Raw genomic sequence first — 13,603 nt, forward strand, 5'->3', positions numbered from 1 at the left:
CCCGCCCAGCCCCACCGAAGGGGCTGCTCCGAATGACCACCCCGCTGCGCCGGGCGCTGATGGTCCTCACCGTCGCGACGCTTGCCACCCCGGTCGCACCGGCCGTCGCGGCGGAACCGGGCACCACCGTCACCTGGACGGTCCAGCCGGCCGGTCCGAGCGGGCCGGACGGCCGTCGGTGGATCGAACTCACCCTCGATCCGGGGCAGGTCGTGACCGAGCACCTGGCCGTACGGAACTTCGGCTCGGCGGCCGTCGTCTTCTCCCTGAATTCCGCCGACGGCTACCTGACCGACAAGGGGCGCTTCAACATGCTCCCGTCCGGTCAGCCTTCCGTGGACGGCGGCAGGTGGATCGACGTGCGGGAGGCGGTGACCGTCGGGCCGAACGAAACGAGGGTGGTGCCGTTCACGATCACCGTGCCGCGCGACGCCGCACCCGGGGACCACCCGGCCGGCATCGCCGCGTCGGTCACCAGCACCGGAGGCACGGTCAACGTCGAGAGCCGGGTCGGGTTCCGGGTCATGATGCGGGCCAGCGGCACGGTCCGAGCCGCCGTGGCGGTCAAGGACGTCACCGCCCGGTACAGGCCGTCGTGGAATCCCTTCCGTGGTGGCACGATCCGGGTCCGATACCTCCTGGCGAACGACGGCAACGTGCGGGCGAGCGGCACGAGCCGGCTCGCGGTGACCGAGTTGTTCGGCCTGACCGGTCAGGACGCCACCACCGACGTCGAGGAGATGCTTCCGGGCGGCAGCCGGATGGTCGAGTCTCGCGTCGACCCGGTCTGGGCGCTCGGGCAGCTGCGGACCACCATTGCCGTGACCCCCGAACCGCTCGGCGGCGACCTGGCCGGCGCCGAGATCCGCCAGACCCGGGCCACCGTCACGATCTGGGCCCTGCCCTGGTCGCAACTCGCGCTGCTGCTACTGCTGGGCGTACTCGTTGCCGGGTTCCGAGCCTCGGCTCGGCAACGCCGCCGGCGGATGACCCAGTTGCTCGCCCGGGCCCGGGAAGAAGGCCGGGCGGAGAGCCGGGCCCGCTCGTAGCCGGCCTCTCCGCTCGGCGACGACCCCGGGTACGCCGTTCGACGCACATCAAGCCCGTCTGTTGCATATGGAGCAACGCCTCTGATGCGATATGCAATCGCTTCTTGACAGTGTTGCATATGTCCCTACGATCGTTGCAGGCACGTTAACGATCATGCCGGCTCGACCGGCTCCGATCACTTGCTCGTTGGAGGGACAGCACATGTATGTCGCACATACCGACCCCTCGCCGACGTCGCCGTGGGGTAGACGGCTGACCAGGTCACGCCTGGTGGGCCTGGCCGTCGCTGTCGCGGTTTCGGCCGGTGCGCTCGGGGCTCCGGCGGCGGCGTCCACACCGGCCCGCACCGCCGCACCCCTCGGCCCCGAGGTGATCCAGACCAACCAGGCCCCGACCGGGTACTCGGTGACGTTCAGGTACCGGGCGCCGGTGGAGGTCGGGGCCGTCCACATCTACGGCGACTGGTTCTACTCCCGACCCGAGAACGTCACGTGCCAGGACTGCGGCGACGGCCGCCCGCCCTCGCAGTGGCAGCCGGGCGACATCCCGGCCACCCCGTGGCGCATCCTGCCCCTGTCGAAGGGGGCCGACGGGGTATGGGCGATCACGCTGCCGCTACCCTCCGGCACGTTCCGGTACGCCTTCACCCACGACTGCACCAGTCCGCTGGCAACCGGCTGCACCCTGCACGACGACCCGGCCAACCCGTGGGAGGTGCAGCCGCAGTACCCGGGTGCGCCGGGCGCGGTACGCAGCCGCGTCTACGTGCCGAACAGCAAGAAGTTCCCCACGTACGACAACGCCTACCAGGCGCCGGTCAAGGCCAACCGGGCCGGCACGCTGGAGTCCCGGCGGTACGTCTCGGCACTGTCGACCAACCCGGCCGGCGTACACGACATCGTGGTCTACCTGCCGCACGGCTATGACCCCAACCGGGCCACCCCGTACCCGACCCTGTACCTGAGCCACGGTTCGGGCGACAACTCGATCGCCTGGACCATGCAGGGGGTGGCGCAGCACGTCCTGGAGAACGCGATCGCCGATCGTGCGGCGCAGCCGATGGTCATCGTTTCCACCGACTTCAACGGCCTGCCCGGCGGCAACCAGGGCTACGCCGACGAACTGAGGAACAACGTCATCCCGTTCGTGGAGCAGAACTACCGTGTCTCGCCCCGTCCGGAGGACCGCGCGTTCGGCGGATTCTCGGCGGGTGGGAGCCGGGCGTTCACGATCCTGTACGACAACACCGACCTCTTCGCCTACCACGCGGCGTGGAGCTGGGGTGGCCCGGCGGCGACGCAGGCGCAGGTCGACCGGATGAAGGCCGTGGCCGGCGGGATCCACATCGGCACCGGCCTGCAGGACCGGCTGGGTAACATCGCCCAGAACTCCCTGCTGCGGGTCGCCGCCCTGCGGGCCGCCGGGGTCGAGGTCGCGGAGTACAACGTCAACGGCGTCCATACCTGGGACGTCTGGCGCCAGATGCTGGACAACTACCTGCGCAACGTGGCGTTCCGGGCCACCGCGACCAGTCTCGATGTCGAGACCGCGCAGGTGGGCGGGTCTTCCAGGGTCAAGGTCACCGCGACCGCGACGGTGGGCACCGTGACCGCCGGTGGCGCCTCTCCGTCGGGTGAGGTCGACTTCTACGCGGGCGACGTGCACCTCGGATCAGCGCCGGTCCGAGGCGGTGTCGCCCGCCTCCACAAAACCGTCCGCGGCGGACTCGACGGTCCGGTGGTCGCCCAGTACCGCGGCGACAGGCTGTTCAACGGGTCGCGGAGCCCCTCGGTGGACGCGGCCGGCTGACCCGGTCCGCCCTACCTGAAACCGACGGGCCTGCGGTGACGCCACCGGAGCGGGAGGTGTCGCCGCAGGCCGGGTCGGCGGGTCCACCCGCTGTCGAAGGGTTCCGGCACGCACGGACCGGAACCCGCCGGCCCCGGCCGACGTCGTCACGCGGGGGAGTACGGGGCCGCGGATCAGCCGGCCGGCGGCTCCGGCGGGGTCTCGGGGGTGTGTCCGAGTTCCTTCGAGATCAGGGTCGCGGTCTCGAGCAGGAGCGGGAGGTTCTCCTTCAGTTGCTCCAGGGTCGCGATGACCTCGATCGCGGTGATGGAGAGGGCGGCGATGACCCGTCCGCGCGAGTCTCTGATCGGTGCGGCGACGCACATGACATAGGCGTCGTGTTCGCCGTTGTCGGTGGACCAGCCGCGCTCGACGACGTCGGCGAGTTCGGCTTCCAGGCGGTCTCGGTCCGCGAACGTCGTGTCGGTGTACTGCTCGAAGACGACGTGCGACAGGAGGCGATCGCGTTCCTCCCGGGGGAGGTAGGCCAGGATCACCTTGCCGACGGCGCTGGCGTAGATCGAGACCGCTCGCCCGACCCGGGACGGCAGCTGCACGGCGTCGAACGCCGGACTGTCCACCTTGTCGATGTAGATGATCTCGTTCCCGGTCAGTTGTGCCAGGTGGACGGTGTGGCCGGTCTGCCGTTGGAGTCGGCGCAGGTGCGCGGTGCCGAACTGGCGCAGGTCCATCGAGTCGAGCGCGAGTTCCGACAGCTCGATGAGACCGCTGCCGAAGACGTACGTCCCGGTGCCGGTCTTGCGGACGAATCGCGCGGCCTCGAGCGTCTGGAGGATTCGCAGGGCCGTCGACTTGTGGACTCCGAGTACCTCCGAGGCTTCTGTGAGGGTCAGCGGGTGCTCCGCGGACCGACGGATGAGGTCGATCGCGCGCTGGATCGACTGCGCCATGGCACACCTCCCGAGTTGCAGTATGTGCAATGTAGCTGACGGGTTGCGCAATCGCTACTTGACAGCGTTGCATATGTTCCTACGATCGTTGCAATTGAGCGCCCAGAGGGGCCTAGTCCTGCGACGTGTACAAGGAGTAACGATGAGAAAGCATCGCGTGCGCCGCAGCATGGCGGCGGCGACCAGCATTATCGGAGTGGCCGCCATCCTTCTGGGTGGCTGCACCTCCGACAGCGGCTCCGACGGCGGCGTAGCGAAGATCACCTTCGCCGCCTCGACCTTCGGCGACCCCGGGCGCGGGCCCCTGCTGACCCAGTGGCTCGAGGAGTTCAACAAGAGCCAGACCGAGGTGCAGGTCTCCGCCGCGGCGGTGCCGTACCCGACCTTCGGCCAGACCGTCCTCACCCAGATGGGCAGCGGGCAGGGCCCCGACCTGATCCGTTTCGACATGCCCGAGTTCGAGGCCGCCTCGGACGCCGGCCTCATCGCGCCGCTCGACGACCTGGTCGACGTCAGCAAGTACACCCTGCTCAAGCAGCCGGACCAGTTCGTCGTGCACGACGGTGTGCGGCACGGGATCATCTTCGAGGCGTCGAACTACGCGATGTTCTACAACGCGGACCTGATCCCGAAGCCCCCGACGACCTACGAGCAGTTCGTCGAGACGGCGAAGTCGCTGACGAAGGGCGACGTCTTCGGTCTGGCGTTCCGCCAGACGGAGGCCGAAGAAGCGGGCGTGTGGCAGGACATCTTCAACTACGTCTACGGCTTCGGCGGCAAGTGGTCGGACGGCAAGACCCTGACGATCAACTCGCCCGAGAACCTCAAGGGTCTGCAGGCGTACAAGGACCTGTACGACGCGAAGGTGATCCCGAAGGGTGCGGACGCGGCGACGTTCCGCCGGATGTTCGCCGAGGGCAAGGTCGGGATGGAACTCAACAACGGCGGCTACGTGACGGCGACGCGTGGCCAGAACGCGCAACTGAACTTCAACGTCGCCCCCATTCCGTTCCCGGTCCGCACCCAGGGTGCGATCCTCGCGCCCGTCGTCATCAACGAGGCGAGCGAGGAGAAGGAGGCGGCAGCCACCTTCATCCGCTGGGCTCTGGAACCCGCCAACCAGGTCAAGTTGCAGGAGATTCTCGGCGCGAGCAGCGTCGCGACCGTCACGCAGCGAAGCGCCGAGTCGCTCAAGAAGACGCCCTTCCTGCCGGTCTTCGACGGCCTGACCGAGTCGAGCCTTCCGCAGATCGTGCTCGGGTTCGAGGCCAAGACGCCGGACATCCGCAAGGTCGTCGTGCAGAACGTGATCGCGGCCCTGCAGGGCCAGGTCGACCTCAAGACCGCACTGGATCGCGCCCAGCAGCAGGCGACCGAGCTGGTCGGATGACCGGCGACGGCGCCGGCGCGAGACCCCTCGCGCCGGCGGCGTCCTATGTGAAAAGGACCGAACCCGATGACTGTGCTGGAGCAGACGAAAGTGCCTCGATCCGCGGCCCGGCGCCGACGTAGCCCGCTGGGAAGCAGATGGACGCCCTATCTCTTCCTGGCGCCCGCCGCCCTCTTCATCGTCGTCTTCCAGGCGATTCCGCTCGCCCAGGAGATCTTCCTGAGCTTCACGCGTACGACGCTGCTGAACCCGACCCGCAGCCGGTGGGTGGGGCTCGACAACTTCGTCCGCATCTTCGGTGACGAGGACTTCCACCGGACCCTCGTCACCACCTTCGTGTACGTGATCGTGTGCGTCGTCGGTGCCGTCGGCTCCGGGCTCGTCGTCGCCCTCCTGCTCAACAAGGGTTTCCGGGGTCGAGGGGTGGCGCGCGCGCTCGTGACCGTGCCGTGGGCCGCGCCCGGCATCGCGGTCGCGCTCATCGCGACCTGGATGCTCAACGCGCAGTACGGGATCGTGAACCGGTTCCTGAACGCGGTCGGGCTCGGTGTCCCGGGCGGCTCGATTCTCGACAGCCCGAAGTACGCCCTGCCAGCGGTGCTCGCGACGACCATCTGGCAGTTGTTCCCGTTCACCTCGGTGGTCCTGCTCTCCGCGTTGCAGTCCGTTCCGCACGATCTGACCGAGGCCGCGACGATGGACGGTGCGGGGCGATGGGCGACCTTCCGGGTCGTCACCTGGCAGGTCATCAAGCCCGTGGTAGGTCTGCTCGCCCTGCTCATGACCATCTGGTCGCTGCGGCGCTTCGAGCTCATCTGGCTCATGACGAAGGGAGGGCCGGTCGGCAGGACGGAGACGCTCGTCATCGACCTCTACTCGCAGGCGTTCGAATCGAAGGAACTCGGATCGGCGGCGGCGATCGGCATGGTCGGCGTCATCATCTCGCTCATCGTCATCACGGGCAGCCGTCTCGTCGCCCGTGCCGTCACGAAGGAGAACCTCCGATGAGGCGGTTCCGCGTCGGCCTCACCCTGCGTATCGTCGCCGTCCTCGTCGTACTGGGTGTCGCGGCCTTCCCGCTGTACTGGATGCTCGTGACGGCGCTGTCGAGCAATGCGGACCTCTTCGCCGAGCGACCCCGACTGCTACCGGACTTCTCCCACTTCGGAGTCTTCGTCGACGGGCTGGCCGAGGGTAAGGTCGGGGGCTGGCTGCTCAACAGCCTGCTGATCGCCGTCGGTACGACAGTCGTCTCGATCGGCCTCGGCATCCCGCTCGGGTACGCGCTCTCGCGGTTCTCGTTCCGGGGCAAGGCCGTCCTGACCGTCGTGCTGCTGTTCACCCAGATGCTTCCCGAGGCGCTCATGGTGGTGCCGCTGTTCTCGCTGTTCCGCCGGTTCAATCTGCTCGACTCGCTCGGCGGCCTCATCCTGGCCAACGTCGCCTTCGTCCTGCCGATCGTCGCGCTCATCCTCAAGGGCGCGATCGACGGGATCCCGAGGGAACTGGAGGAGGCCGCCCGGGTGGACGGGGCACGGCCGCTCGCCGTGCTGACCCGCGTCAACGTGCCGTTGATCGCTCCGTCGATCGCGGCCACCGCGGTCATCTCGTTCTTCCACGCCTGGAACGAGTACGTCTTCGCGGTGACGTTCATCTTCACCCCGGAGAAGCAGCCGGCGTCGGTCGGCATCGCCAACTTCATCGGTGAACTGGGTACGCCGATCCAGACGGTCATGGCGGTCGCCTTCATGTTCACGCTGCCCGCCGTCGCCTTCTATCTGTTCGCGCAAAAGTACGTGGTGGCCGGCATGACCGCCGGCGCCGTGAAGGGTTGACGCGCACCATGAAGATCACCTCAGTCGACGCGCTCGTCGTCGACTTCTACCGCACCAATCTCGTGATCGTCCGGGTCACGACGGACGAGGGGATCATCGGGCTCGGCGAAGCGACGCTGGAGGGCAAGGAGCGTGCCGTCCAGGGCGCGATCGCCGAACTCGCCGAGGCCGTGGTGGGGCTCGATCCGACCCGCATCTCGGGCATCCTCTACGAGTTGGCCCGGGACTGGTACTGGCGGGGCGGTCCGGTCATCATGACCGCGCTGAGCTCGCTGGAGATGGCACTGTGGGACATCTCGGCCCGGGAACTCGGTGTCCCGGTCTCCCGGCTGCTCGGCGGCGTCACCCGGGACCGGGTCCGTGCCTACGCCAATGGCTGGTTCTCCGGAGCCATCACGCCCGAGGACTACGCGACCGCCGCGCGTAGGACGGTCGAGAGCGGGTTCCGCGGCCTCAAATGGGATCCGTTCGAGAACTACGATCTCACGATCACGTCCCGACAACTCGACCGCGTGCTCGCGCAGATCGACGCCGTCCGCTCCGCCGTCGGGCGGGACGTCGAGTTGTTCATCGAGGGTCACGGCCGGTTCGACGTGCGGCACGCGATCAAGATCGCCGGGGAGATCGCGCAGTTCGACCCGGTGTGGTTCGAGGAGCCGTGCCCGCCGGACAACATCGACGCCCTCGTCGACATCCGTCGCGCGTCGCCGGTGCCGATCGCGGCCGGGGAGAGATGGTTCGGCCGGCAGGGCTTCGCACCCGCGCTCGCCCGTCAGGCGGTCGACTTCGTCCAGCCCGACGTGACCCACGCCGGCGGGATCGCGGAACTCGCCTTCATCTCGACGCTCGCCGCGACCAGCTACGTCGGGTTCGCGCCACACAATCCCAGCGGGCCGCTGAGTACGGCCGCGACGCTGCAACTCGGTGCGACACTGCCCAACTTCCGGTACCTGGAGATCATGGCGACCGACGTGCCGTGGCGTCCCGAGATCACCAATGAACGACTCGTCCTGACGGCGGAGGGTGACATCCTCATCCCGATGGGCGCCGGGCTCGGCATCGACCTCGATCTCGAGGCGATCGCGCGGCATCCCTTCACGCCGCACCCCATGCGCATGTTCCGGGACGCCGTCTACGACATCCGCCCCGGAGACGAGCGCTCCTTCTTCAACCTGGGAGACGCCCTGTGACGCTGCCATGGTCCGGGCCCGACTGGTTCGGCAGCGCTGCCGACGCGCTGCCGGACGACGCCGACGAGAGCGTCCTGATCGGTCGGATCTGGGATCCCGTCGCCGGCGGGCCGTCACCCGTGGTGGTTCGCGGTGGTGACGTCTTCGATGTCAGCGCCGATTTTCCGACTGTTCGGGACATCTGTGAGTTGCCCGAACCCGCGGCGGTGGTCTCCAGGCTCGGCGGTCGACGGGTCGGCGACTTCGCGGAGGTGCTGGCCAACACGGCCGTTCCGGCTCGCGACGGGGTCCGGCCCTGGCTGCTCGCCCCGGTCGACCTCCAGGCGCTCAAGGCCGCCGGGGTGACCTTCGTGGTCTCGATGATCGAGCGCGTCATCGAAGAGCGGGCCCGGGGTGACCTGGGGCTCGCGGCGGATATCCGCCAGCGGATGCTCGCCGGTGTCGGCGCCGATCTCCACGAGCTGTCGCCGGGCTCCGAGGAGGCGGCGCGGTTGAAGAGCCTGTTCGTCGCGGAGGGCATCTGGAGCCAGTACCTGGAAGTCGGCATCGGGCCGGACGCCGAGATCTTCACCAAGGGTCAGATCCTCTCGGCCGTGGGTACCGCCGTTCCGGTCGGGGTGCTCGCGTCGTCGACCTGGAACAACCCCGAGCCCGAGGTGGCGCTCGTCGTGCAGTCCAGCGGGCGCATCGTGGGGGCGACCCTCGGCAACGACGTGAACCTGCGGGATGTCGAGGGGCGCTCCGCGCTGCTGCTGTCGAAGGCCAAGGACAACAACGCCTCGTGCTCCCTCGGCCCGCTCGTCCGGCTGTTCGACGACCGGTTCGACCTGGACCGGGTACGCGGGCTGGAGGTGCGGCTCGACATCGAGGGCGAGGACGGCTTCCACCTTGAGGCGGTCTCGGAGATGACCCGGATGTCGCGCGACCCGGAGGCGCTGGTACGGCAGTTGATCGGCCCGCACCACCACTACCCCGACGGCGCCATCCTCATGCTCGGCACCATGTTCGCGCCCACCCAGGACCGGGACCGTCCCGGCGACGGGTTCACGCACAAGGTCGACGACATCGTCCGGATAAGTTCGCCGGCGCTCGGCACCCTGGTCAACCGCGTCCGGCACACGGAGGACTGCGAACCCTGGGACTTCGGGGTCCGGGATCTGATGGAGACTCTGGTCAGGAGAGGATTGTTGTGAACGTCGTCAGCACGGTCGATCCGAGGGACGGTCGGCCCCGCGAGACCCACCTCAGGGAGACCAGCGATCCGGAACTGGAGTCGGCCGTCGGTCAAGCATCCTCGGCGACAGAGTGGCTCGCCGGCCTCGGACGGCACGGTCGTGCCGGGATGCTCGACGAGATCGCCGCTTCGCTCGAGTCCCACCGCGCCGACCTCGTCGCCACGGCCGAGGGCGAGACCGGCCTGGGCCACCCGCGGCTCGACTTCGAACTCACCCGGGCGATCATCCAGTTCCGGATGTTCGGCGACGTCCTGCGGGACGGCGGGTACGTCGAAGCCGCGATCGACCACGCCGCCGAGACACCGCTCGGCCCGGCTCCGGACGTACGGCGGATGCTCGTGCCACTGGGGCCGGTCGCCGTGTTCGGGGCGAGCAACTTCCCGTTCGCCTTCTCGGTCGCCGGTGGTGACACCGCTTCGGCGCTCGCCGCCGGCTGCCCGGTCATCGTGAAGGCCCACCCGTCGCATCCGTTGACGTCCCAGGCATCGGGGGAGGCGATCGCGGCGGCCGTCCGCCGGCTGGGCGGACCCGACGGGGTGGTCGCGGTCGTGCACGGGCAGGATGCGGGCCTGGCGCTGGTGCGTCACCCCGCCGTCCGCGCAGCCGCGCTGACGGGCTCGATCGGTGCGGCCCGGGCCATCCAGACGGCCATCGACGAGCGCCCGTACCCCATTCCCTTCTACGGCGAACTCAGCAGTGTGAATCCGATCGTCGTCCTGCCGGCGGCGGCCACCGAGCGTGGGAGCCAGATCGCCGAAGGACTCTTCGCCTCGTTCACCGGATCGGGGGGACAGCTCTGCACCAAGCCGGGGTTGGCGTTCATCCCGTCCGACCCGGCCGGCGACGAGCTGGTCGAAGTACTCCGGGACCGGGTCGCCTCGGCGGGTGGAACGGTCCTGCTGAACGAGCGGATCCGCGACGCGTTCGTCGAGGCGGAGGCGAGGCTTGAGCGGGCGGGCGCCCGAGTCTCGGCGCGACCTGATGTCGCGTCGGCGCCGGGCTTCACCGTGGCACCGGCTCTCCTGGAGATCGACATCTCCCGGCTGTCCGCCGAGATCGCCGAGGAGTGCTTCGGCCCGCTCCTGGTCGTGGTCCGCTACGGCGAGGCGGCCGATCTCGACCGTGCCCTCGCGGTCGTTCCGCCGTCGCTCACCGGGTCGATCCACACGGGAACACACGACGACAGGGCAGCCGTGCGACGGTTGGCCGACCAGTTCGCCGCACGGGCGGGCCGAATCGTCTTCGACGGCTATCCGACCGGGGTCCGCGTCTCGTGGGCTCAGCACCACGGCGGCCCCTGGCCATCGACCAACTCCCTGTACACCTCGGTCGGCGCGACGGCGACCCGTCGATTCCTGCGTCCGCTGGCCTGGCAGGACGCCCCGGACTGGATCCTGCCGGAGGAACTCAGGGACGGATCCGGTGAGATTCCGAGGCGAGTCGACGGGCGGCTGGAACCAGGCGACCCTGCGGCCCGCCATGGCAACGCAACTGGCGGCGTGGTCACGTCCTAGCTACCAGGTGTGCGATCTCGGACCGCTCCACTGCCCGGTGGGCGCGGGGCGCGACGCATTGACATAAGTCGTTTGACGTATGACGATGTGAGCGCTAACTTTTCAATCGCGGGTCGGGCGGCTGCCGGGAGCCGTGACGATGCACCGCCGCGGCTCACGCGGACCCGCCACGGCCGTCGGCCCAGGGAACGGCCGGATCCGGGGGCGGTGGCCGCGTCGATGCCGCGGAGCACCCCGACGTGCCGACGCCACCACCGACGGCGGCACGACCCCGGGCGCACGCGTCCGTTCTGCCCGCGTGTGACCCCGACCGAAGGAGCGGATCATGAAGGCCACCGGTGAGGCTCGTCCCGCCTCTCCACAGCGACGTCGCTGGCGGTCAGGGCTGGCCGTCGCGGCGGCGGCGGTCGTCGCGGCCGGCACGCTCGTCGCGGTGAACGCCGCGCCCGCCTCGGCGGCGACAGTGGACACCAACGCCTGGTACGTCCTGGTGAACCGGAACAGCGGCAAGGCACTGGACCTGTACGCCTCGGCCACCAACGACGGTGCGCGGATCAGCCAGTGGACCCGGAACAACGGCGTGAACCAGCAGTGGCAGTTCGTGGACTCGGGAGGCGGCTACTACCGGGTGAAGTCCCGGCACTCGGGCAAGGTCCTCGACGTGCACAACTGGTCGACCGCCGACGGCGGTGCGATCGTGCAGTGGTCCGACCTCAACGCGACGAACCAGCAGTTCCGGCTCGCCGACTCCGACTCCGGACACGTCCGGTTGGTCAGCCGGCACAGCGGCAAGGTCGTGGAGGTGCAGGGCGCGTCCTCGGCGGACGGCGGGAACGTCGTGCAGTACTCCGACTGGAACGGCACGAACCAGCAGTGGCAGCTCGTCCGCGTCGACGGCGGCAACCCGCCGTCGGGTGGCACCGGCTGCGGCAAGGCCCCGACGCTGTCGAGCGGCACGCACGCGATCCAGAGCAACGGCAAGAGCCGCTCGTTCATCCTGCGGATGCCGACCAACTACAACAACACCAACCCGTACCGGTTGATCTTCGCTTTCCACTGGCGGGGCGGGACCATGCAGGACGTCTCCTCAGGCGGCACCAGTGGGACCGCCTGGTCCTACTACGGCCAGCAGGAGCAGTCGAACAACAGCGCGATCCTGGTCGCGCCGCAGGGGCTGGGCAACGGTTGGGGCAATGCCGGCGGCGAGGACGTGACCTTCGTCGACGACATGATCCAGCGGCTCGAGAGCGACCTCTGCGTCAACCCGAGGCAGCGCTTCGCCCTCGGCTTCAGCTGGGGTGGCGGCATGAGCTACGCCCTCGCCTGTGCGCGGGCGAACGTGTTCCGGGCCGTCGCGGTCATCGCCGGAGCGCAGATCAGCGGGTGTAGCGGCGGCACCCAGCCGATCGCGTACTTCGGGCTGCACGGCATCACGGACAACGTCCTGAACATCTCGCAGGGCCGGTCGCTGCGGGACACCTTCGTCCGGAACAACGGCTGCACCGCCCAGAGCCCGGCGGAGCCGGCGGGGGGCAGTCGGACACACGTCACCACCAGCTACTCGGGCTGCCGGTCCGGCTACCCCGTGCAGTGGGCCGCGTTCGACAACGGTCACATGCCCGGTCCGGTGGACGGGACCTACGCCGAGAGCGGCATCACCACCTGGACCAAGGGCGAGATCTGGCGGTTCTTCGCGCAGTTCTCCTGAGACAGGTTCGAAGACGTGACGGGCGGGCTCATGGCAAGCAGGGGTGTCGACACCCGCTGCGGGCCGGGAGCCCGTCCGTCCGGCGGGATGTCACCGCTGGAGACGGCTGGGACTCGCCGTTCCCGTACGGCGGACGAGCCAGGCCTCGGTGATGTGGGTGTACATCGCCTCGGCGGCGCCGTCCGGATCGTGGGCGGCGATGCGTTCGTAGATGCGCCGATGCCCGCGGTTCGACGCCACGCACAGGGAACGTTCGGTCCGGCCCATGTAGCGGGCGGTGTTGACGACCTGACTCTCCAGCGCCCGTACGACACCGCGAGCGATGCGGTTGCCGGACGCCTGCATGATCGTGTCGTGGAAGGCGCGGTCGTGCTCGTGGTAGGTGACGGTGTCGTCGACGAGTTCATCCATCCGCTTCACCAGAGCGCGCAACCGCTCGATGGTCTCCTGGTCCGCCAGGCGGGCGGCGACGTTCGCCATGTCGGACTCCAGCACGCGCCGAGTGACGACGAGGTCGTCGAGGATGGCGAGGCTGTCATCCTCGGCGATGGTGGCCGCGAGGACGAGTTCGTCGAGCATGTCCCACGACGAGGGCGGGGTGACCATGGTGCCGGCGCCCTGGCGGACCTGCACCAGCCCCTTCTCCTGAAGGATCTTGACCGCTTCTCGGACGACGGTCCGGCTGACGGAGAAGGTCTCGCAGAGCACCGGCTCGGGCGGAAGTGACGTCCCGGACGGGTGCATCCCGCGAACGATGCGCTCCACCAGTTCGGCGGTGACGGCGCGGGCGAGGTTGGCCGGTCGCCGTGTCCAGGCCGGAGGCGCTACGGCATTCAAGGCGGTCTCCTGCGATGACGTCATGTCCCCCTCCGGGTGGCCCACCGCGCTGGTAGCCCGGTGTCCGTGGACAGTGTACGGGCGA

At 69.1% G+C, this 13,603-nt stretch carries 11 protein-coding genes; 9 read left to right on the top strand and 2 right to left on the bottom strand.

Annotated features, from left to right (window positions below; translation table 11 throughout):
• Positions 1-32: 32 nt before the first annotated feature.
• The gene (locus tag ACFP2T_RS45465; protein WP_377433622.1) at positions 33-1,049 is read left to right on the top strand and encodes a COG1470 family protein; all 1,017 of its coding nucleotides are present in this window, start codon (positions 33-35) and stop codon (positions 1,047-1,049) included.
• Positions 1,050-1,251: 202 nt separating this feature from the next.
• Positions 1,252-2,859 (top strand): alpha/beta hydrolase-fold protein, encoded by a 1,608-nt coding sequence (locus tag ACFP2T_RS45470; RefSeq protein WP_377433624.1) that lies wholly within the window; start codon positions 1,252-1,254, stop codon positions 2,857-2,859.
• A gap of 173 nt (positions 2,860-3,032) precedes the next feature.
• On the opposite strand, the gene ACFP2T_RS45475 is transcribed toward ACFP2T_RS45470, so the two are convergent.
• Complete coding sequence (locus tag ACFP2T_RS45475) at positions 3,033-3,809, bottom strand: IclR family transcriptional regulator (RefSeq protein ID WP_377433627.1); 777 nt, start codon at positions 3,807-3,809, stop codon at positions 3,033-3,035.
• A 142-nt stretch (positions 3,810-3,951) separates the two neighbouring features.
• Here ACFP2T_RS45475 and ACFP2T_RS45480 point away from each other — a divergent pair, with 142 nt between their 5' ends.
• The 7 genes from ACFP2T_RS45480 to ACFP2T_RS45510 all read left to right on the top strand — a co-directional run bounded on the left by ACFP2T_RS45480 (position 3,952) and on the right by ACFP2T_RS45510 (position 12,681).
• Positions 3,952-5,199: an ABC transporter substrate-binding protein gene (locus ACFP2T_RS45480; protein WP_377433630.1), complete on the top strand. Its 1,248-nt coding sequence runs from the start codon at positions 3,952-3,954 to the stop codon at positions 5,197-5,199.
• 66 nt (positions 5,200-5,265) lie between these two features.
• A complete protein-coding gene (locus ACFP2T_RS45485) occupies positions 5,266-6,207 on the top strand; it encodes a carbohydrate ABC transporter permease (RefSeq protein WP_377433632.1) in 942 nt (313 codons plus the stop codon).
• Positions 6,204-7,034, top strand: coding sequence for a carbohydrate ABC transporter permease (locus ACFP2T_RS45490; protein WP_377433633.1), 831 nt, complete (start codon positions 6,204-6,206; stop codon positions 7,032-7,034). Before ACFP2T_RS45485 ends, ACFP2T_RS45490 begins: the two co-directional genes overlap by 4 nt.
• A gap of 8 nt (positions 7,035-7,042) precedes the next feature.
• A complete protein-coding gene (locus tag ACFP2T_RS45495) occupies positions 7,043-8,224 on the top strand; it encodes a mandelate racemase/muconate lactonizing enzyme family protein (RefSeq protein ID WP_377433634.1) in 1,182 nt (393 codons plus the stop codon).
• Positions 8,221-9,417: a fumarylacetoacetate hydrolase family protein gene (locus ACFP2T_RS45500; RefSeq protein ID WP_377433636.1), complete on the top strand. Its 1,197-nt coding sequence runs from the start codon at positions 8,221-8,223 to the stop codon at positions 9,415-9,417. The genes ACFP2T_RS45495 and ACFP2T_RS45500 overlap by 4 nt, the downstream gene beginning before the upstream one ends.
• Positions 9,414-10,973 (top strand): aldehyde dehydrogenase (NADP(+)), encoded by a 1,560-nt coding sequence (locus ACFP2T_RS45505; protein WP_377433638.1) that lies wholly within the window; start codon positions 9,414-9,416, stop codon positions 10,971-10,973. Before ACFP2T_RS45500 ends, ACFP2T_RS45505 begins: the two co-directional genes overlap by 4 nt.
• Positions 10,974-11,298: 325 nt before the next feature.
• The gene (locus ACFP2T_RS45510) at positions 11,299-12,681 is read left to right on the top strand and encodes an RICIN domain-containing protein (protein WP_377433641.1); all 1,383 of its coding nucleotides are present in this window, start codon (positions 11,299-11,301) and stop codon (positions 12,679-12,681) included.
• A gap of 90 nt (positions 12,682-12,771) precedes the next feature.
• Here ACFP2T_RS45510 and ACFP2T_RS45515 read toward each other — a convergent pair whose 3' ends face one another.
• A complete protein-coding gene (locus ACFP2T_RS45515) occupies positions 12,772-13,518 on the bottom strand; it encodes a FadR/GntR family transcriptional regulator (RefSeq protein ID WP_377433644.1) in 747 nt (248 codons plus the stop codon).
• Positions 13,519-13,603: the final 85 nt, after the last annotated feature.

The sequence above is a fragment of the Plantactinospora solaniradicis genome, from assembly GCF_042658085.1.
GTDB classification, from domain to species: domain Bacteria; phylum Actinomycetota; class Actinomycetes; order Mycobacteriales; family Micromonosporaceae; genus Plantactinospora; species Plantactinospora solaniradicis.